Source organism: Caldithrix abyssi DSM 13497 (assembly GCF_001886815.1).
GTDB lineage: Bacteria > Calditrichota > Calditrichia > Calditrichales > Calditrichaceae > Caldithrix > Caldithrix abyssi.
Genome location: NZ_CP018099.1, coordinates 3,100,342 through 3,120,593, shown reverse-complemented (window position 1 = coordinate 3,120,593; position 20,252 = coordinate 3,100,342). Strand labels below are relative to the sequence as shown.

Annotated in this window: 16 protein-coding genes, 1 tRNA gene and 1 other RNA gene; all 18 read left to right on the top strand. The window is 45.8% G+C overall.

Annotated elements, in window-relative coordinates; all coding sequences use genetic code 11:
* Positions 1-5: 5 nt before the first annotated feature.
* The 18 genes from bamA to Cabys_RS12115 all read left to right on the top strand — a co-directional run bounded on the left by bamA (position 6) and on the right by Cabys_RS12115 (position 19,955).
* The gene (gene bamA / locus Cabys_RS12205) at positions 6-2,333 is read left to right on the top strand and encodes an outer membrane protein assembly factor BamA (protein WP_006930838.1); all 2,328 of its coding nucleotides are present in this window, start codon (positions 6-8) and stop codon (positions 2,331-2,333) included.
* A 71-nt stretch (positions 2,334-2,404) separates the two neighbouring features.
* Complete coding sequence (locus Cabys_RS12200) at positions 2,405-2,938, top strand: OmpH/Skp family outer membrane protein (protein ID WP_006930837.1); 534 nt, start codon at positions 2,405-2,407, stop codon at positions 2,936-2,938.
* 11 nt (positions 2,939-2,949) lie between these two features.
* Complete coding sequence (gene lpxD / locus Cabys_RS12195; RefSeq protein WP_006930836.1) at positions 2,950-3,984, top strand: UDP-3-O-(3-hydroxymyristoyl)glucosamine N-acyltransferase; 1,035 nt, start codon at positions 2,950-2,952, stop codon at positions 3,982-3,984.
* Between the two features lie 7 nt (positions 3,985-3,991).
* Entirely contained in the window at positions 3,992-5,401 is a 1,410-nt protein-coding gene (locus Cabys_RS12190; protein ID WP_006930835.1) for a bifunctional UDP-3-O-[3-hydroxymyristoyl] N-acetylglucosamine deacetylase/3-hydroxyacyl-ACP dehydratase, read from the top strand.
* A 10-nt stretch (positions 5,402-5,411) separates the two neighbouring features.
* Positions 5,412-6,194, top strand: a complete 783-nt coding sequence (gene lpxA, locus Cabys_RS12185) for an acyl-ACP--UDP-N-acetylglucosamine O-acyltransferase (protein WP_006930834.1) — start codon at positions 5,412-5,414, stop codon at positions 6,192-6,194.
* Positions 6,195-6,261: 67 nt separating this feature from the next.
* Positions 6,262-6,999, top strand: a complete 738-nt coding sequence (locus Cabys_RS12180) for a lipoate--protein ligase family protein (RefSeq protein ID WP_150109320.1) — start codon at positions 6,262-6,264, stop codon at positions 6,997-6,999.
* Between the two features lie 33 nt (positions 7,000-7,032).
* A complete protein-coding gene (locus tag Cabys_RS12175) occupies positions 7,033-7,902 on the top strand; it encodes a DUF6588 family protein (RefSeq protein WP_006930832.1) in 870 nt (289 codons plus the stop codon).
* Positions 7,903-8,302: 400 nt separating this feature from the next.
* A complete protein-coding gene (rseP, locus tag Cabys_RS12165; RefSeq protein WP_006930831.1) occupies positions 8,303-9,619 on the top strand; it encodes an RIP metalloprotease RseP in 1,317 nt (438 codons plus the stop codon).
* Between the two features lie 103 nt (positions 9,620-9,722).
* A complete protein-coding gene (locus Cabys_RS12160; RefSeq protein ID WP_006930826.1) occupies positions 9,723-11,930 on the top strand; it encodes a hypothetical protein in 2,208 nt (735 codons plus the stop codon).
* A 48-nt stretch (positions 11,931-11,978) separates the two neighbouring features.
* Positions 11,979-12,052: transfer RNA gene (locus Cabys_RS12155), tRNA-Ile, on the top strand.
* A gap of 147 nt (positions 12,053-12,199) precedes the next feature.
* Positions 12,200-12,907: a zinc ribbon domain-containing protein gene (locus Cabys_RS12150; protein WP_006930824.1), complete on the top strand. Its 708-nt coding sequence runs from the start codon at positions 12,200-12,202 to the stop codon at positions 12,905-12,907.
* 23 nt (positions 12,908-12,930) lie between these two features.
* Positions 12,931-13,350, top strand: an RNA gene (gene rnpB, locus Cabys_RS12145) — RNase P RNA component class A.
* Positions 13,351-13,365: 15 nt separating this feature from the next.
* Entirely contained in the window at positions 13,366-15,078 is a 1,713-nt protein-coding gene (gene recJ, locus Cabys_RS12140) for a single-stranded-DNA-specific exonuclease RecJ (protein WP_006930822.1), read from the top strand.
* Positions 15,071-15,892: a helix-turn-helix domain-containing protein gene (locus Cabys_RS12135; protein ID WP_006930820.1), complete on the top strand. Its 822-nt coding sequence runs from the start codon at positions 15,071-15,073 to the stop codon at positions 15,890-15,892. Before recJ ends, Cabys_RS12135 begins: the two co-directional genes overlap by 8 nt.
* The gene (locus Cabys_RS12130) at positions 15,870-16,400 is read left to right on the top strand and encodes a TlpA family protein disulfide reductase (protein ID WP_006930818.1); all 531 of its coding nucleotides are present in this window, start codon (positions 15,870-15,872) and stop codon (positions 16,398-16,400) included. Before Cabys_RS12135 ends, Cabys_RS12130 begins: the two co-directional genes overlap by 23 nt.
* 2 nt (positions 16,401-16,402) lie before the next feature.
* Complete coding sequence (gene ggt / locus Cabys_RS12125; protein ID WP_006930816.1) at positions 16,403-18,088, top strand: gamma-glutamyltransferase; 1,686 nt, start codon at positions 16,403-16,405, stop codon at positions 18,086-18,088.
* Between the two features lie 12 nt (positions 18,089-18,100).
* A complete protein-coding gene (locus Cabys_RS12120) occupies positions 18,101-18,403 on the top strand; it encodes a hypothetical protein (RefSeq protein WP_006930814.1) in 303 nt (100 codons plus the stop codon).
* Positions 18,390-19,955, top strand: a complete 1,566-nt coding sequence (locus Cabys_RS12115; protein ID WP_006930811.1) for a hybrid sensor histidine kinase/response regulator — start codon at positions 18,390-18,392, stop codon at positions 19,953-19,955. The genes Cabys_RS12120 and Cabys_RS12115 overlap by 14 nt, the downstream gene beginning before the upstream one ends.
* Positions 19,956-20,252 lie beyond the last annotated feature (297 nt).

Sequence of the window (20,252 nt, the reverse complement as noted above, 5' to 3'; positions counted from 1 at the left end):
AAAAGGTGCGCATACGGTTAGGTCTCATATTACTCTTACTGATCTTTACAGGCGGGATATTGGCCCAGTCGCAAAAAGTAATCATAAATTCTATTGAGATCGAAGGGAACGAAACGGCGGATGCCAGTATGATCCGCTTAAATTCCGGCTTGCGGGCCGGCCAGGAAGTAACCGGCGAAGACCTGCAAAAAGCGGTTAAAAACTTGTGGGCCTTAAACGTTTTTTCGGACATTAAAATTTTTGTTAAAAATCAAACGTTAAATGGGCTCGACCTGTTGATCCGCGTTAAAGAATACCCGCGTTTAAAAGAGGTGATCATTAACGGCAACGACGCGCTTTCTCGAAAAGATGTGGAAGAAGCCTTGAATACGTATCGCAGCATGGTGGTTTCGGATTATAAAATATTTAAGATGAAAAAGCGGCTGCTGGATAAGTACAAAGAAGAAGGTTATTTACTGGCCGAGGTGGAAATTGACACCAGCCGCGCAGGAAGAAATTATGTGAACCTGCTGGTCAATATCAATGAGGGCAAGGAAGTTCAGGTTAAAAAAATCACCTTTCATGGCAACAAACATTTTGACGACGGCGACCTGAAAGGCGCCATGAAGGATATTAAAGAGGATCGCTGGTGGAGAAGCGCCGATTTTGATCCGGATAAATACGAACAGGACAAAAAGAAGATCGTTCAGTTCTACAAAGAACACGGCTTCCGGGATGCAGAAATCGTAAAAGATTCCATTTATTACAGCGACGACAGATCGGATCTGTACATCGATATCTGGGTGCGCGAGGGAAATAAATATTACTTTGGCGATATTACCTTTGAGGGCAATACGGTCTTTTCTGAAGAGATGTTGCGCGCTGCCCTGGATATTGAAAAGGGCGATATTTACGATCAAAAAAAATATGACGAAGGCGTGCGCGATCGCTTGCAAAAAATGTATTACAATCAAGGCTACCTGTTCGCCAACATTCAGCCGCGCGAAATACCCGTCGGCAAAGATACCCTGGATATCCACTTTAAGATCATCGAAGGCAATGTGGTGCGCGTGAAAGAGATCATCATTACCGGCAATACCAAAACCAACGAAAAGGTGATTCGTCGCGAATTTAAACTGCATCCCGGCGATATTTTCAACAGTAGCAAGCTGGAACGCTCTATCCGCGATTTAACGATTTTAAACTATTTTGCTTACGCCAAGCCCGATGTGCGCTTAATTCCTAATGACGACCGCTATGTCAATCTTTTGCTGGAAGTCAAAGAAAAATCGACGGACATGGCCAACATGTCGGCCGGTTACAGTCAGCGAGACGGTTTAATCGGTAGCATTGGCCTGACCTTTAACAACTTTTCGTTGGCCCATCCCTTTTCCGGCGGCGACGGGCAGCGTCTGGTCTTCGACTGGCAGTTCGGAAGCATCTACCGTTCCATATCGTTAAGTTTTACCGAACCGTGGATGTTTAACACGCCAACGCTGGGCGGATTTTCCATTTTCGATACACGGCGCGGCGGCGGCTATTATCCGTGGGATCAAAACGATCGCGGCGGTTCCATCCGTATTGGCCGAAGGTTTTTCTGGCCTGATAACTATTTTAGAGGCGATTGGATTCTGCGCTTTGCCCAATCGCAAATTTCCAACATTCGCGACCCGGAACTGGCCGAAAGCTACGCCACCTACTTTGGAACCTACGGAAAAACCAAGCAGCTTAGTATCACGCAAATTATCACGCGCGACAGCCGCGATAATCCGGAGTTCCCGACCAGAGGTTCGGTGCACTCGCTTTCCACTGAGCTGTCCGGCGGTATTTTAGGCGGAGATCAGGATTTTTTCAAAACGGCGTTTGTGGCCGACTGGTATTTACCCTTGCCTTTTGGCCTGGTGCTCTATAGCTCCAACAAATATGCCACGCTGGTTCCTCTGTATAAAAGGACCAGAATACTCTATGGCGAGTATTTTTACCTGGGCGGCAGCGGACTGGGTTTTTCTGAACAGCTAAGAGGTTACGATGACGGACAGGTAGGCCCGTTAACATCGTCGGGCAGCCCGTTGGGCGGCAAGGCGATGGTGCGCAATACCCTGGAATTACGTTTTCCCATTTCTCCCAATCCCACCATTTTTGGCCTGCTGTTTGCCGAAGCCGGCAATGCCTGGCGTGAACTCGGCGAAGCCAATCCTTTCGATTTGAGAAGAGCGGTTGGCTTTGGCGTGCGGTTGTTCATGCCCATGGTTGGAATCATTGGAATCGATTTTGGGTATGGCTTTGATTATTATAATGAATATGGCCAGCGCAGCGGAAAATGGAAGGTGCACTTCCAGTTCGGTCGCTTTTAAGTTTTGATTTGGAGTATGTGTTAAATTTTCATATATTCGTTGATTTGAATTAATAAATGAAGGAGGTAATTGTGAGATCTTATATGTCTATTTTAGCTGTGATTTTAGTCGCCGTTTTTGTGTTGCCATTAAAGGCACAAAAATTTGCCTATGTGGAGTCGCAGCGTATTTTAAATGAATATCAGGAATATCAGGATGTGCAAAAACAACTGGAACAATTGCGCAACAAATATGACGCCGAATATCAGCAAATGGTTAAAGAGTACAACGCTTTGCTGGAAGAGATCGATTCGCAAAGTCTTTTATTGAGTCCGGAAAAAAAGCAGCAAAAGATGCAGGCCGCACAGGATAAGGCCATGCAAATTGAACAATACAAATACGAAAAATTAGGTCCGGAAGGCGAATTCTACAAAAAGAGCATGGAATTAACGCGCCCCATTATCGATAAAATCAATAAGTTGATTGCCAAAATCGGTGAAGAAGAAGGCTACGATTTTATTTTTGACGCTTCATCCGGAGCGCTGGTTCATGCCTTACCTAAATATGATCTTACCGATCGTGTTCTCGAAGAGCTGAATAAAGGCGTTTCGACTTCTAAAAAGTAATCGGGTTGTACATGAAATTAAAAGAGATTGCCGACACGCTTAAGGGGGAGCTGCATGGGCCGGGTGATCTGGAGATCACCGGCCCCGGCAAAATCGACGAAGCGGCACCCGGGCAAATTACGTTTTTAGCCAATCCTAAATATCAAAAATATATTGCCAGCACCAGGGCCAGCGCTATTGTCATAGATAAACCAATCGAGGGACTTGCGCTGCCCTACATTTTAGTGGCCAACGCCTATGTGGCTTTCATGCAAATTTTACGTCTGTTCACCCCGCCGCAACATGATTATTTTGCAGGGATCTCGCAGCAGGCCGAGGTCGATCCCACGGCGCAGATCGATCCTTCCGCAAAAATTGCGCCGCAGGCTTACATCGGGCCCAACGTAAAAATCGGCAAAAATACCGTTATCTATCCCGGCGTGGTTGTCTTAAAAAATGTCCAGATCGGCGATGACTGCGTATTGTACCCCCATGTTTCCGTGCGGGAAGATTGCGTGATTGGCAATCGCGTGATTTTGCACAATGGCGTTGTAATAGGCAGCGATGGTTTTGGCTTTGCGCCGTTCAATGGCGCTTACCACAAAATTCCGCAAATCGGTAATGTGATCATAGAAGACGATGTTGAAATCGGCGCCAACAGCACAATAGATCGTGCAACGACCGGTTCCACCGTCATCCACCGCGGCTGTAAAATTGACAATCTGGTTCAAATTGCGCACAATGTAAAAGTCGGCGATCATACAGCCATTGCCGCGCAGACCGGCATCGCCGGCAGTGTGGAAATTGGCAAAAACGTGGTTATTGCCGGCCAGGTAGGCATCGTCGGACACATTAAAATTCATGATAAGGTTATTGTTGCCGCCAAATCCGGCATTTCAAAAGATGTTCCGGAAGGGGAAATCGTGTTTGGAAGCCCTGCCTTACCCATGGGCAAACAAAAACGGATCGAAGCTTCCATGCGACGCTTACCGGAGTTGATCAAAAGGGTAAGAGATTTAGAAGAAGAACTCAATGCTTTAAAGGAAGCATTAAAGCGTAAAGAGTGAGGGGGATATGACTAAAAAGCAGCGAACCATCAAACGTCCTGTCTCGTTGCAAGGACGAGGAATTCATACGGGAAACGACACTAAAATCACCTTTAAGCCGGCCCCGCCCAACTATGGCAGGGTATTTGTCCGCGTTGATCTGGAAGAAAAACCGGAAATTCCGGCGCTGGTAGAGTATGTGATCCAAAATGATAAAATCGATAGTTCGCGCGGCACATCTTTACAAAAAGGGGATGTGCAGGTGCATACGGTTGAGCATGTTCTGGCAGCGTTGGTGGGTCTGGAAATTGATAACGTGATCATCGAATTAAACGCCAATGAGCCGCCGATTGTGGACGGTTCTGCCATGCCGTTTGTTAATAAATTGTTAGAGGCCGGAATTGAAGAACAGGATGTGGACAAAGAATATCTTGTGATCGAAGAACCGGTAAATTTTAAGAATGAACGACGCGGCGTGGAATTTGTCGCCCTGCCCACCGATGCCTATCGAATCACTTTGATGATCGATTATAAAAATCCCGCCCTTGGCAGTCAGCATACCGGTTTGTTTTCTCTGGAAGAAGAATTTATTACCGAATTTGCGCCGGCCCGGACATTCTGCTTTTTACATGAAATCGAGGCGCTGGCAGATCAGGGATTGATCAAAGGCGGCGATATTGATTCGGCGGTTGTGATTGTGGATCGCCCGTTGAATAAAGAAGAGATCGAACGCTTAAAGAAAAAGCTGGGCGTGGATGACGATGTGGAACTGGGCGCCAGCGGCATTTTAAATAACAAAGCCCTGCGCTTTCACAACGAACCGGCGCGTCACAAGCTACTGGATCTGATTGGCGATCTGGCCCTGACCGGGGTGAACATCAAGTCCCAGATTCTGGCCGCCCGCCCCGGGCATCAAAGCAATATTGAATTTGCGCGGATTTTACGCAATATCTACAAAAAACAAAAACTGACGCGTAAATTCCAGGATATCAGCAAAAAAGGCATTGTATTTGACATCGACGCCATTAAAAAAATACTACCGCACCGCTATCCGTTTTTACTGGTTGACGCCATTATTGAGCTGGAGCCGGAGAAGCGGGCTGTTGGCATCAAAAATGTTACCGTCAATGAACCGTTTTTTCAGGGACACTTTCCGCAGCGGCCGGTTATGCCCGGCGTTTTAATTGTGGAAGCCATGGCTCAGGTGGGCGGTATTTTGTTGTTGAATGAGCGTGTAGATGTGGAAAACAAACTGGTTTACTTTATGGGGATGGACAATGTGCGCTTTCGCAAGGTCGTCCAGCCCGGCGACCAGCTGGTGATGGAACTGGAGATGCTTAAAAACCGCCGCACAACCTTTAAAATGGCCGGTAAAGCCTATGTGCGCGGAGAACTGGTTTGCGAGGCGGAAATGATGGCCGCCGTGGTAGATAATTAAGGAGGCAGATTTGGTAGAGATTCATCCCACCGCTATTGTTGATCCCAAAGCGCAATTAGGAGCTGACGTAAAAATCGCTCCTTATGCCGTTGTGGAAAAGGATGTGGTCATTGGCGATGGCACGCAAATAGGGCCGCATGCGGTGATTGCCAACGGCGCCCGCATGGGGAAAAATTGCCGTGTGTTTACCGGCGCGGTTATCTCAACAGAACCGCAGGATTTAAAGTTTGCCGATGAAAAGACTTTTGTTGAAATTGGAGACAACACAACCATCCGGGAGTTTGCCACGGTCAACCGCGCCACTTCTCATAGTTATTACACGCGCGTGGGCAGCAACTGCCTGTTGATGGCCTATTCGCACATTGCCCACGATTGCCAGATCGGTAATTTTTGTACCATTGCCAACTCGGTTAATATGGCCGGTCATGTCATTATTGGCGATTATGTGGGCATCGGCGGATTAACGGCCATCCATCAATTTGTACACATTGGCGATCACGCTTTTATTGGCGGCGGCTTACGCGTTTCGCAGGATATCCCTCCCTTCATTTTGGCCGCCGGCGAGCCGATTCGTTTTGCCGGTTTAAATGCCGTTGGCCTGCGTCGCCGCGGCTTTTCCCGCGAACAGCTTGACCTGATGAAAAAAGCCTACCACATCGTCTATCGCGAAAATTTGCGACTGAAAGAAGCCATCGAGCGCATTGAACAATCGCTGGAGCTTACTGCGGAAGTTAAAAAAATTGTGGAGTTTTTAAAAAACAGTGAACGCGGCATTATCCGACCGGAACGATGAACGTCAAATTTTCCCTTTTAAAGATTTAATCGTTTACCCCTATCAAAAATTTTCAGGAGCCGTAAACATGGCTCTTGATTTTTATCTGGCGCAAAACATTCAAGAAAACGACCCGCCTGTTTTAAGATTTTACGGCTGGCAACCCTATTGTCTTTCGCTGGGATATCATCAGGACGAAAAGTTTATCGATTTTTCAGCCTTAAATCAAAAGGGCTACCATGCGGTGCGTCGACCAACCGGCGGCAGCGCCATTTTACACAGCGAAGAATTGACCTACGGTTTAATGGCGCCGCGTAAGGATATTAATGTCCACGCCATCTACTATTTGTTTCATAAATACCTGGCTAATGCGCTAAATGACCTTGGCTTTCCTGTAAGTTTAAATTACCAGGCCGATAAGGAAAATTATCTGCGAGCCGGCGAAGAACGCTTTGCCTGTTTTAATCGACCGGCATTTGCCGAAATAAAATATCAAAACAAAAAAGTGGTTGGCAGCGCCCAAAAGCTGTATCGAAATGCGGTGTTACAACACGGTTCTATTTTAGTCGGCGCAAAACAGAACGAAATTATCGACCTGATGAATACCAGCGAACAGGCTAAACAACGGTATCTGGCTATTCTTAAAGCAAGCTCCGTTTCGCTTGCCGAAATTAAACCGGATATCAGCCTGGATTTTAATACGCTGATCGAACGGCTTTTGCGCGAATTTGAAAAAAAATTAAATTTGCGTATTTATTTTAAAAAATTTGACGAAGATCATTTGCTGCAGGCACAAAAATTTGTACATAAATTTAAAATTCAATAACTTACTTTTAATATTTAAACTGCAGGAGGAGATATGAAGCGTATAATCTTAGCTTTAATGGTTGGCTTTGTTTTAGTGAATTTTAATTCTGCTAAAGCGGGTGATTTTGAAGATAACCTTAAATTGATTTTACAGCAGCAGGCCGCTAAAGATTATATCCAGGGATATGTTCAGCCCTTTTCCACCGCGCTGGGCACCGGCCTGGGCGGCGCGCTTTTTCACCGCGGCTATGCTAAAACATTACCCCGCTTTGACGTGGGCGTCAGCGCGGTGTACATCCCCCTGCCGGATGAAGCCATGACCTTTCAATATCTTGGCATGACCAAGCCAACGGTGTTTGGTGACGATGCGCCCGTAGATCCGCAGGATCCGCAGAGCATTGGCGTTCCTGGACTGAATGTGAAGGATTTTGTATTGCCCATGCTGCACGCCAATGTTGGTTTGTTCGGCGGTTTTGAAGCTACGGTTCGTTTTGCCAAGAAAAACTTTGACGATCTGGGTGATGTTACGTTGATCGGCGGCGGAATCAAATACGAACTGAGCGATTTGATCCCCATTCCCATGTTTCCCATCGACTTTGGCGTTCAGGCGGCTTATCACAAGTTTACCATCGGCAGTTTTTTAGACGCCGGCACGTTTAGCATGAATTTTCAGGCTTCCGGCAGCATCCCGCTGTTTCCGATTGATATTTATGGCGGCGTGGGATACGACGTTTCCAGCCTGACGGTTAAAACAGGAGAGCTGGAGCCCTCTTCAGTCATCGGCGATGTGACGGTTGACGGTGAAAATGCACTGCGTTTGAATGCCGGCATTAGTTTTACGTTGCTATTTTTTAATGTACACGCCGATTACAATGTTGGTAAATACAAATCCGTGGCTGTTGGCGCCATGTTCGTCCTGTAGCGCTGACTAAACGAATAAAAGTTGTTTGCTGTTTTTCCTAAAAGATTTCGGGAAACCCTTCCCGAAATCTTTTCTATTTACGGCGCAGACCGATTAATATGCCATGCTAAAATAAAAAGCGCTGCCATCAAGACGTTTTACGGAGGAAAAAGGCCTGATAAGAAGAAAAAAAACTGCAACGGCACGGTAAAACGGCTCGTTATGAAAAGCCTGATTCCATTCCACTTAAGCACGAAGGAAATTAAAAAGAAGCGGCAAAGAGAGGCGTTCCGGTATAAAAAAGAAATGAAAGAAACAGGAATAATTAGAAACATTTTTGCTTTATGTAAGTTAACGTAAACTGATAAAAATAGTAAATAATAATTTAAAAAAATAAATATTATTAAAGAAAGTTTCATCTATGACCAATCTATTTGCCATCATTTTTGTTTTTGGAGTTCTGGTAATTATCCATGAATTGGGACATTTCATCGCCGCCAAATTGATGGGCGTGCGCGTTGAGCGTTTTTCCATCGGTTTTCCGCCCAAGCTGTTCAGTAAAAAAATTGGAGATACAGAGTTTACCATCTCGGCCATTCCGCTGGGCGGCTACGTGAAGATGGCAGGCTTTATTGACGAAAGCATGGATGCCAAAATTACCGGCGCTCCAGACGAATTTCAATCCAAATCGACCTGGCGTAAAGTGGTCATTATCACCGGCGGGGTGATCATGAACTTTTTACTGGCCATTTTAATTTTGACGGTATTAAATTTTGTCCAGGGAGAGAGAATCATTCCAACCACTAAGGTTGGCTATGTAGGAGAGCAGGGCATTGGCCAGCGCATTGGTTTTCAAAAATACGACGAAATTTTAGCCATCAATGGTCAGCCTGTCCACAACTGGAATGAAGTTCAGGAACAGTTTGTAGATAATTTGAACAGCAACATTGTTTTTACGGTTGTGCGCGATGGTCGGCAAATTCAACTGGTCTATCAAAAAGAATGGTTTAAAGAGAGCAAAGCCGAACAATTTGATGTGGGGCCCTTGATTCCGGCAAAGGTTGGCGCAATAACGCCCGGGATGCCGGCCGAAAAAATCGGCCTGAAACGCGGCGACGAAATTGTTGCCATTGCCGGTCAGCCGATTAAAGACTGGGTGGAAATGACGGAAGTGATCCGGAAATATCCCGAAAAGACGATCTCTATTGAGTGGAGACGCGGCGACTCGCTGTTTTCGGCGCAAATAACACCGCAGGCTTTTGAAGAAAAAAACGAAAAAGGCGAAATGATAAAAGTCGGTAAAATCGGAATCTCTTACTATTACGAACATCGTGACGTGGGGCCGGGGCAGGCGGTTATTCTGGGCGTTAAAAATACCTTTGATCTGCTTGCTTTGAATATTAAGGGGATTTCCTGGGTCATAACAGGCACAAAATCGGCCAAAGAAATCATCGGCGGGCCGATTATGATCGCCAAAATGGCCGGCGATGCGGCTCAGGCCGGCTGGGCTTATTTATGGTACCTGATCGCCGCCCTGAGTACGGTACTCGCTTTCTTTAATATTCTGCCCATCCCCGCTCTGGATGGCGGACATCTGGTCTTTATTCTAATTGAAGGCATCAGAGGCCGACCCATTCCCGCTAAAATAAAATTAAAAGTCCAGCAAATTGGCCTGGCCATTCTGTTCACGCTAATTATTTTTATCTTTTACGTGGATATCAGCCGATTATTCTTTTAGTTGAAATAAACATCTCGCTTGAGTACATTTTAGGGCCATGAACAGAGCAATCTTTCTGGCCCTTTTTTAATGTTTAAAATAATGGAAACAGGACGTTGTGTTAATGCAAATTACGGAACTGACCGCAAAAATAGAACAATTTCTGTTAGAATCATTGAACCATCGCTACAACGGTCAGGTTAAAAGCTATTATTTCACAGAAGAGATTGAACTGGCTGCCAGCAAGGTTGTCAATCGGACGGCAAAGCTGGAATTGAAATTTCCCGGAAATCCTGAATTTCAAAAATATGTTTACCGCCTGCCTCAGACGCGAATCTATTACACTTTGTATCAAAATCTAAAAAGCAGAATTATTTTTATTGATTATTTTAACGTTCATATTCTCGTCTTTTACGGAGAAAACGCCGAAGCTACATTACTCAATCGAACGCGTTTAAAATTACTGAATATCGGCCAGCAGGTTTTTTTACCGGCAGCCGGCTCCCGACTATTGTCCGGCGGGCAGCAGGTTTACCTCGCGGCCCCGGCCGATCTGCGCCAAAAAATCCCTTCGCTGTTACACCTATTGAATGAAATCAAAAGGAAAGAGTACGCTTTAGATCCCGTGGGAGCGCTGCAAAGCGAAAACGGGGATCTGCTGGCGGCCATCGATCGTAACTTTGCCAGGCTAAAATACATCGGAGCCGGAGGTAAACTGCACCCGGCCGTGATCGAGTCGCCGTTGCTGCTGTACTACCTGGAGCTCTTCTTGCAAAGCGCTCAATTTGATCCATTACTGGCTTTTTTCCAAAGCGAGAAAGTACGCGCCTTTTTTTTCGGTCATTCGCTCCGCAGGTTGTTTCTTTTAAGGTTCAAAAAAACTCTGGAGATAAATCAGCAAAAAATTCCCTCATGGCTTGCCGGCCTGAAACCGGAAGGCGTAAAAAGCGAAGATTCGTTTGAGTACCTGCAGCAACGATTAGAGCCGATCACTGCGGCCGATCGACAAAAGATTCAGCAGTTCTGGGAAGCGTTGAATGTCCCGGCTCTGGAAATTTACTGGCAGAGGAGATGGAACGGAAATCCGGCGGAATTTTTTGCCTTTTTGCTGCTGAGCGTTCAGTTGCATTTTTTCTGGGCTGAGCGTTGTCGGGACAAATTGTTTTCCATGGCAACGGATGAACAAAAAGCGTTGTTGGGGCTGTTGTTTGATCTGGGGCGTTTTGCCCATTTTTCCTTAAACGGAACGTTCAGGGTTTCTTCCTGGATGTTGAATGCCCATACCAAAATTCAAAACCATGGCCTTTTTGAGGTGAACTTCCATCGTTTTGGCAAAAGAACGTTTTCGAAATTGAACAATGTGGCCGACGGAATTTGCGTAAAAATTGACAAAGCGGTGCAATTTCAATGGGATTTTGAACGGCGGGAGATGAAGCTTCTTCCCGATGTCTGGACGCCGCCAGAATCCGCGCCGGATTTTAAATTCCATGAAATACGCGTGGGATCGTTTGTTTTGCGCGTGCCTGCCATATGGGAACAGTTTGTTGTGCACATCAATGAAGCGCGCTTCAAATGGATTCGTAAAAAAAGGCGTTTTCAATTAACGGTCAAAGCGCCGCAAAAAATTAAGGATGACATAATTGTAAACGGTCAAACACTGAATATCGAAAACGTTTACAAAAAATATTATTATCCCATTCCCTCTCAAGAATCTCGCTGGTATGTGGGACTTTACGACCGGCAAGGCATTGGCGTGGAAAAATGCCATGCCCGGCGCAGCGATCTTTTAATCAGAGGCCTGGCGCTGGATGCGCGGGGAATTATGCACGAAACAGTTAATTTTAAAGTGCAAAATTCAAAACGAAATCATAAAATCTCCACAAACGGTCTGCAGTTGCATCGTCTTCCTATCGGTCGCATACCGGTTGCTTTTCGCCTGACTGCCCGCCGTTGCCAGCCGCTGGATGGGCGAATTGACGACTGTGAGGCCTATTTTAAAAAGCTGCTTTTGCTTTCTGGCGTTGAACTACTCAATAAATTAGTGGTATGGCTTGCGGAGGAGCAGGAGGTTTCTACGGTTAAAGAGATTTTTGCCTGCAAGCTGGGATTCGTGCCCAAAATTAATGTAACTTACGGTAAAGAATTTAATCCAACATCAGAAACAATAAATATGTTGGTTAGTACAACCCCACAAGCAGATATAGCGCTGCTGGATGGCGGGGAAATTCGGTTGCAGATGCGCAAAACCATAAAATATTGTTGGGTTCGTCCAGAGGCGCTGGCAGAAGCGCTGGAAAGATTATTTTTTATTCAAAAAGTTGTAAAAATTTGATTTGATTTTATTGCGTTGGTTTGATAAATTAACCATTCGGTAATAACGGGGCCCATAGCTCAGTTGGTTAGAGCGGCCGACTCATAATCGGCTGGTCCGGGGTTCGAGTCCCTGTGGGCCCACTAAAATAAAAAGGTTTAGGGAAGTTGATGAAAGGAATTGCACAAGCATTTCAACAATCAGACGTGGTTTTAGTTTTAAGTTTAATGAAGTGCATTCACCCAAAAAGTGGATGCACTTTTTTTATATAAATCAAGGAGGTAAGAAAATTGCAAAAAACATTATATGCTCTGGTTGAATTACAAGAAATCGACAATCGCCTGGATGAATTACGCGCCGAACGAGGCGATCTGCCTTTAATCGTCGAAGAGCTGGAAAACAAATACAAAGAAAAAAAGGGCTTGCTGGAAGAAAAAACACAGGCCTTAAAAACCACCAAAGTTCGGCAAAAAGAATTGGAGCTTTTAATAGAAGAAGCAAAAGCCAAACTCGCGGAATTTGAAGAAAAACTCTACCAGGTTAAAACGAATCGTGAATATGACGCCATCATGGCCGAGACCGACGCGACCAAAACCAAATTGGAAGAAAGCGAAGACGAGCTGTTAAACACACAGGAAACCATCGAGCGCCTGGAAGAAGAAATTAAGCAAATCGAGAGCGAACTCGAAAAAGTAGCCGGCGAACTGGAAGAGAACAAGATTGAGTTAGATAAAAAACTGACAGCCACTGCGGAAGAAGAGAACTTATTACAGAACGAGCGAGACATTATTTTAAAAAAGACAGATCCGGAAATCATTAAAACCTATGAAATTGTTCGCCAGGCCAGAGACGGTTTGGGGATTGCCAGGGTAGAAAACGGTGTTTGCGGCGGTTGCTTTTCACACATTCCGCCACAGAAAATTGTGGAAGTGCGTAAAATGGAGAAGATTTACACCTGTGAGTTCTGTGGGCGGATCCTGGTTTACGTTGAAGAGTAAAATAAAAAAAGGATAAATAGGTCCGGATGAACCGGGTAGCCACTCCGGCAGAGCGCTCTGCCGGGGAGGAAAGTCCGAACATCAAAGGGCAGGGTTCCTTGAGAAATCAAGGGCGGTCGTTTGGCCGACGGAAAGTGTCACAGAAAATGTACCGTCCCGCTCCGGCGGGATAAGGGTGAAAAGGCGAGGTAAGAGCTCACCACTCCGTTCCATACGGAATACCCTTGCGGTACCAAAGGCGGAGGTAGGACAAACCCAATCTGATGCAAGACCAAATATAGAAGGATCCCGCTTTGCGGGAGCGTACGGCCCGGTACGCGTTCCGTAAGGGAACACACTTCAGGGTAGGTCGCTTAAGTCAACTGGCAACGGTTGACTAAGAGAAATGGCTACCGTCCCGCTGCGGCGGGATACAGAATTCGGCTTACAAGTTTATCCGGACCTGTTTTAAAAACGCGATGATCTATAAATGGATTTTACCACCGCCAATTGCAGCCGATAAAATCGACCAGATTGCCCGGGAGTTTGACCTGCCGCCCATTATCGCCCGCATTTTAATCCAGCGCGGCATCGATTCGCCGCAAAAAGTAAAAAAATTTTATGACATGAGCCTTGAAAATCTCTATGATCCTTTTCTGCTGCCCGGTATGGAAGAGGCCGTCGATCGCATTATCCGCGCCCTACGAGAAGGGGAGAATATCCTCATTTACGGCGATTACGATGTGGATGGGGTGACCAGCGTTTCCATTTTATATGACGGATTGTTTTACCTGGGGGGAAAGGTGTCATTCTTTATCCCCAGTCGGTTTCGGGAAGGATACGGCGTTTCGGTAGAAGGCGTTAAGGTGGCCAAAGAAAAAGGCGCCTCTTTGATCATTACCGTGGATTGCGGGATTACGGCCATCGATGAAGTGGAGTTTGCCCGCGAGCTGGGTATTGACGTCATCATCTGCGATCATCACCAGCCCAGCGAAAGCATTCCGCAAGCCGTTTCTGTTTTAAATCCCAAATTGCCCAATAGCCCCTATCCTTACAAAGAACTGGCCGGCTGCGGCGTTGCATTTAAGGTTTTGCAGGCCCTCAGTCAAAAATTGAATATCGACCCGAAATTTCCCAATCAATATCTGGATTTGGTGGCGCTTGGCACCGCCGCCGATATCGTTCAACTACTGGATGAAAACCGCATTTTTATGTACCAGGGTCTGAAAATGATAAATCAGAATCCTCGTCCCGGATTGATGGCTCTTCTGGAAAGCAGCGGGTTGCTGGGGCGGCCGCTGACCGTAAATGCCATTGTTTTTGTGCTGGCGCCGCGTCTGAATGCCGTGGGGCGCATGTCCAACGCCAAAAAAGCCGTCCATTTGTTGACCACGCGCAGTTTTCAACAGGGACGTAATATCGCCCGCATTCTGGAATATGAAAACAGAACCAGAAAAGATATTGACGAAATTACTTTTGAAGAAGCACTGGAGCTGATTCATGATGAAATCGATCTCGATTCCAAGCGCGTGCTGGTTCTGGCTAAAGAAAACTGGCATACGGGTGTGATCGGTATTGTGGCCTCCAGAATCATGGAAAAATTTAATCGCCCCACCATTTTGATCTCGATCCAGAATGGCGTTGGCAAAGGCTCTGCACGTTCCATGGGAAATTTCGACATTTACGAAGGTTTTAAAAAGCTGAAGCACCTTTTTATCAATTTTGGCGGGCACAAGTTTGCGGCCGGCATAACCATCGCCCCTGAAAATATTCCGCTGCTGGATCGCGAAATTAACATGCTCTCCGAAGAAGAACTGGATATCGATCAGTTGATACCCAAATTAAAAATCGACGCCGAAATCACTTTTGATCAACTCAACGCTCAATTTTTTTCGGCCTTGAGCGATATGGCGCCTTTTGGCCCGGGCAATATGCGGCCGGTATTCGTCTCCCACGACCTGAAAACCTACGGGTCGGTGAGCGTGGTGGGAAACAATCATCTAAAAGCCAAGTTTAAACAAAAGTCCATCGTTCTGGATGCCATCGGCTACAATCTGGGACATTTAATCGATTTAATCAATCGCCCGAAAGGGCGGATCAGTTGCGCGTATGTGCTGGAAGAAAACCGCTGGAACGGCAGAACCGCCATACAAATGCGACTCAAAGACATTGAGGTGAGAAGCAATGGGTGAACAAAAAGATTTTAATCAAATACTGCAAGAGCTAAAAACGCTCCGCGAAGAAAAGGGCATCACTTTAGAGCAGATTTCCGCCCAGACTAAAATTAAGTTAATTTATTTAAAACAACTGGAAGAAGGGCAGCTGGATAAATTGCCCGGCGTTTATGACCGGTTTATATTTAAAACCTATCTGGAAAAAATAGGCGCGGAAAATTTTAATGATCTGCTTCATCGGTTTGACGCGGAAACCGGACGCCTGCCCGGCGAAACGACCATTGTCAGGCAGCTTAAAGAGAAAAATAAAAAACAATTTATTTCGGAATTTACTTTGCTGAAAGCAATTTACATCTTCATTCCCATCCTCATTCTGATTGCCCTTTTTGTCATTTTTTTTAAAAATTACAAGCCTAAAGACGATTTGCAAAAATCTTCGGTAAAGGAACTTACAGCTATGGACATTGTTCAACAATCTCTGGCGCAAACTGAAACGCAGCAAGCCGCCGGAGCGGTTGACGATAGCCTGCTGGTTGAAATCAGAGCGCGTGATTATTGCTGGTTGTTGCATATTAAAGATCATCGAGACACCAGCGATGTAACGCTGGCGCCCAATACCATGATCAAAGTCAGGGCGGACTCTGTGGTCGAGTTGCGCATGGGTAATCCGGCCGCAGTCTGGATGACCGTCAACGAACAGAAATTTGACAGCCTGGCTGCGCCGGGACAGGTGATTTCTTATATGAAAGTAACCCGAGAAGGTATTGTTACAAAACGCGTGGTAAAGCCAAGGAAAAAGGAAACGACCAATGAATCTTCTCAAACACAGTAGTGTGGTTGTGTTGTTGCTGGCCATTTTGGCCTCCTGCGCCATCTTCAGCGAGCAGCGACCGCTAAAGTCAAAAAAAGTGATTCGCGACGGGAGAGAGATGCTTTACGGAAAAATTTCATTGGAACAATTGTTTTATGATTATCCCGATTGGAAAACGGAGTATGCCTCTTATGTTCCGCAAAATGAGATCATCGCTAAACTAAAGCAGATAGAACCTCGCGGCAGAGTGCTTATTTTTTTGGGTACGTGGTGCCCGGATAGCGAACGGGAGGTACCCCGTTTTTTTAAAATACTGGATGCGGCCGGATTAAGCTCGAAACTGCCCGTTGAAATGTGGGCCGTGGATCGTAAAAAAAGCCTGCCAAACGAGTTGCCACAAAAATATCATATTGAATATGTTCCGACATTCATATTTGAGATAAATAACCGGGAAATCGGACGAATCATCGAAAGCCCGGAAGCCCTTTACCTTGAAGAAGATGTGCTGAATATTTTAAGCGGAAAATAGTCATGAAAAATCGTTGGCTTCTTTTTATTGTGTTAACGAGTACCGGCTTCTGGTTAAACCCGCTTGTAGCGCAAAACTTTAGCCCCGTAAAAGCAGAGCGGGCGATGGTCGTTACGGCTGACCGACTGGCCAGCGAGGCAGGCGTTGAAATTTTAAAAAAAGGCGGAAATGCCGTGGACGCTGCGGTTGCCGTGGCCTTTACTTTAGCCGTGACCTATCCCAATGCCGGAAATCTGGGCGGCGGAGGATTTATGTTGATTCGCACGCCAGAGAACCAGATTTTTGCCCTCGATTATCGAGAAAAAGCGCCTCTCAAAGCAACGCGCGACATGTATCTGGATGAGCAGGGCAACGTGATTCCTGAGGCCAGTCTGATCGGCTATCGAGCCAGCGGAGTGCCGGGCACGGTTTACGGTTTATGGGAAGCCCACAAACGGTTCGGAAAGCTGCGCTGGAACGAATTGCTTAAGCCGGCCATCAGGTATGCCAGTAAGGGATTTTTGTTAAACGACTATCAGGCCGCCCTTTTGAACTGGGGAAGAATAAAGTTTGAAAAATTCCCCTCCTCAAAACGAATATTTATGAAAGAAGAGGGAGCGTTCGAAGAGGGCGATAAGCTGGTTCAAAAAGACCTGGCTGCCGTTTTAAAGCGCATTGCCCGAAAAGGCATTGAAGATTTTTACAGGGGGAAAACAGCCAGGCTAATTGCCGCCGATATGCAACGCAACGGCGGACTCATTACTCTTGAAGACCTGGCTCAATATCGCGCGGTGTGGCGCAAGCCGATTTTAATCGATTACCGCGGTTACAGGATTTACTCGATGCCTTTGCCCAGTTCCGGCGGAATTTTATTAGCGGAAATTTTGAACACGATCGAAAAATTCAATGTGCAGGCGCTGGGATTAAACGCTTACCGCTACATCCATTTGCTGACGGAAATAGAACGCCAGGCCTACCGCGATCGTGCTATTTATCTGGGCGATCCGGATTTTGTTTCGGCGCCGGTGGAAAAATTGATCAGCAAGCAATATGCCGATTCCATCAAAGCGCGCCTTTCGCTGCTGACGGCCGGACGGTCTCAGCCGCAAAAGCTGACGGTGGCGGAGGAATCCACGCAAACCACGCATTTCTCAATCGTGGATGAGCAGGGCTGGGCGGTTTCCAACACTTACACCTTAAACGGCAATTACGGTTCGGGCGTGGTTATTGAGGGAACCGGTATTTTAATGAACAATGAAATGGACGATTTTAGCATTAAACCCGGTCATCCAAATATGTTCGGATTGGTGGGCAGCAGGGCAAACGCCATTGAGCCAGGCAAAAGGATGCTCAGTTCCATGACGCCCACCATTGTGCTGAGGAATGATTCGCTATTTATGGTATTAGGTTCGCCGGGCGGTTCAAAGATCATCACTTCGGTGGCTCAGGTTTTAATTAATGTGATTGACTTTAAACTGAACATTCGCCGTGCGGTGGAAGCGCCGCGCTTCCACCATCAATGGCTGCCGGACCAAATATTCCTTGAAAATTACGGCTTCAGTCGTGATGCAATCCACAACTTACATGCGGCGGGTTATCGAACTTCTTTTGTGGAAGGTATGGGACTGGTGCAGGCAATTTTAGTCAAAGACAATATTTGCCAGGGATGGAGCGATCCGCGCGGCCCTGGTATGGCAAAAGGATTTTAAACTGGAGGATAGATGGCGCAAAAAGTTAAAGAAAAGGCTAAAAAACACGATAAAAAAGTTGAGGCAGAAGAACCGCAATTTCCGGAGAAAGTAGAAAAGATCTTTAAATATATTTTAAAAGGTTTAAGCTGGACGGTTGGTATTGCTTTTGTAATGGTGATCATTTTACCGGAATTTAACTCTCCCTTTTTAGATAAGGTGACGCGCGTTTTTTATTTGACGGGAATTACCTGTCTGCTGGTTTTTTTAATCATCGAATTTTTTGCTGTAAGTATTAAAGGGCTGATTAACAGGTTGATTTATGATAAAAATTAAACCAAAAATTTTGCTTATTGATGATGATCTGGATATTCAGGAGACGATTAAGGCGCTGCTAAAAAACGAAAACTATGAGGTTTACGCCTGCTCAACAGTTAAAGAAGCCCGTTTGTTGCTACAGAAACATCGTTTTGCCTGTTTGCTGATCGATATTTACCTGCCCGACATGGATGGCCTTGAGTTCATCCAGTCTATTCAATCGCAAAAACTCAAAATTCCGGCCGTGGTTATAACAGGTAGTTCCGATATTCAAAAAGCGCAGAAAGCCATTCGCCTGGGTGTGTTTGATTATCTGGTTAAACCGATTAAAAATCGTCAACTAGCTCAGGTTATTAACAATGCCGTAACTCAATACTTTTTGCAACAGGAACGGCGCGATTTAGAAAAACAAAAATTGCTCTACCAGAAACATCTCGAAGAATTGGTGGCCCAAAAAGTAGAAGAACTGCGAGAATCGGAGATCAAATACAAAAACCTGGTAGAGCAATCGCTGATCGGCGTGTTCGTCTTGCAAGATGGACGGTTTCAATATTTGAATAGAAAAACGCTCGAAATATTTGGCGGCGACTCGAGCGAACAATTTTATTCAAAGAATATTTCGGATTTTTTTGAAGGAGAAAAGCGCTCTGAGCTGGAGGCCAAATTGAACCAGTGCCTTTCTGGTGAAAGGCCGTATGCGCAGTTGACTCTGCCGGCCTTTTTACCCGACGGCTCGCAATCTATTTTGCGGCTGTGGTTTGCTCCGATCCAATACCAGAAACGACCGGCCATCGAAGGCATTGTCATCGACGTGACCGATCAGGTTAAAGCGCAGCAGCGTGAACAGCAGCTGGAACTGCAGTTGATGAACGCCCACAAAATGGCTGCTATTGGTAATCTGGTGGCAGGAATCGCCCATAATTTAAACAATCCCATTGCCATTATTCAGGCCAATGCCGAATTGCTCAAATTAAAAAAGGTCGATTACCCCGAGCTGGATAAAATCATTGAGCAAACCAGGCGAATGACCAGCCTGGTGGCCACCATCGTAATGAAGGGCAAGAGAGAACAAAGTTACGATCGGGTGGAAATCAATTTAAATGAGCTCATTCAACAGGAATTGGAGTTCTTTGAGGCCAATCTGTTTTTTAAACACAAAATCGAAAAAAGATTAGAACTGAACAAAGATCTGCCGACCTTCAAAGGGCGTTACAGCGATTTTTCGCAAATCTTCGATAATTTAATCGACAACGCCATCGATGCCATGACGAATTCCGAGCGGCGCGTGTTGCACGTTAAAACAGATTACGATCAGGAAAATATTATTTTTGAATTTTCTGATACGGGCTGCGGGATGGATGAAGAGGTTAAAAAGCGCATTTTTGAGCCCTTTTTTACGACCAAAGCCAATCCACACGACGAATCTCATGCGGCGGGCGTTCCCAGCGGCTCCGGGCTGGGGCTGAGCATGGTTAAAAGCATGCTGGCCGAATATGGCGCGTGTATTGATGTGCAGTCGCAAAAGGGTAAAGGAACGACGTTCAGGATTTACATTCCTTACAGAAAATAATCGCAACGGGCTCCGAATATGGGAGGCAGAAGTTCAGACTACCGCTAAAATTTTAAAAAGGGGATGAAGAAAAGCATACTCCTGTGCCTGAGCGGTAAGCTTTAAATGGAACAAAAATCAAGCGTCGCGCCATGTAAAAAGCGACGGTTTTGGAAAAGCGCAGCTTCCAATAAAGTCTTTTTAAAAGGGCTCCCCGGCTAAAATGCCAGAACGAAATCATTTTGAACAAATCAATAATTTTCTTAAATTTGACACTTCTAAACAGAAATGAAAAAGGGGTAGCCATTAAGGCGTTGC

Coding starts and splice junctions, on each gene's coding strand:
- lpxD (WP_006930836.1), top strand. CDS start 2,950: ATGAAATTAAAAGAGATTGCCGACACGCTTAAGGGGGAGCTGCATGGG.
- Cabys_RS12190 (WP_006930835.1), top strand. CDS start 3,992: ATGACTAAAAAGCAGCGAACCATCAAACGTCCTGTCTCGTTGCAAGGA.
- Cabys_RS12180 (WP_150109320.1), top strand. CDS start 6,262: ATGGCTCTTGATTTTTATCTGGCGCAAAACATTCAAGAAAACGACCCG.
- Cabys_RS12175 (WP_006930832.1), top strand. CDS start 7,033: ATGAAGCGTATAATCTTAGCTTTAATGGTTGGCTTTGTTTTAGTGAAT.
- rseP (WP_006930831.1), top strand. CDS start 8,303: ATGACCAATCTATTTGCCATCATTTTTGTTTTTGGAGTTCTGGTAATT.
- Cabys_RS12160 (WP_006930826.1), top strand. CDS start 9,723: ATGCAAATTACGGAACTGACCGCAAAAATAGAACAATTTCTGTTAGAA.
- recJ (WP_006930822.1), top strand. CDS start 13,366: ATGATCTATAAATGGATTTTACCACCGCCAATTGCAGCCGATAAAATC.
- Cabys_RS12135 (WP_006930820.1), top strand. CDS start 15,071: ATGGGTGAACAAAAAGATTTTAATCAAATACTGCAAGAGCTAAAAACG.
- Cabys_RS12130 (WP_006930818.1), top strand. CDS start 15,870: ATGAATCTTCTCAAACACAGTAGTGTGGTTGTGTTGTTGCTGGCCATT.
- ggt (WP_006930816.1), top strand. CDS start 16,403: ATGAAAAATCGTTGGCTTCTTTTTATTGTGTTAACGAGTACCGGCTTC.
- Cabys_RS12120 (WP_006930814.1), top strand. CDS start 18,101: ATGGCGCAAAAAGTTAAAGAAAAGGCTAAAAAACACGATAAAAAAGTT.
- Cabys_RS12115 (WP_006930811.1), top strand. CDS start 18,390: ATGATAAAAATTAAACCAAAAATTTTGCTTATTGATGATGATCTGGAT.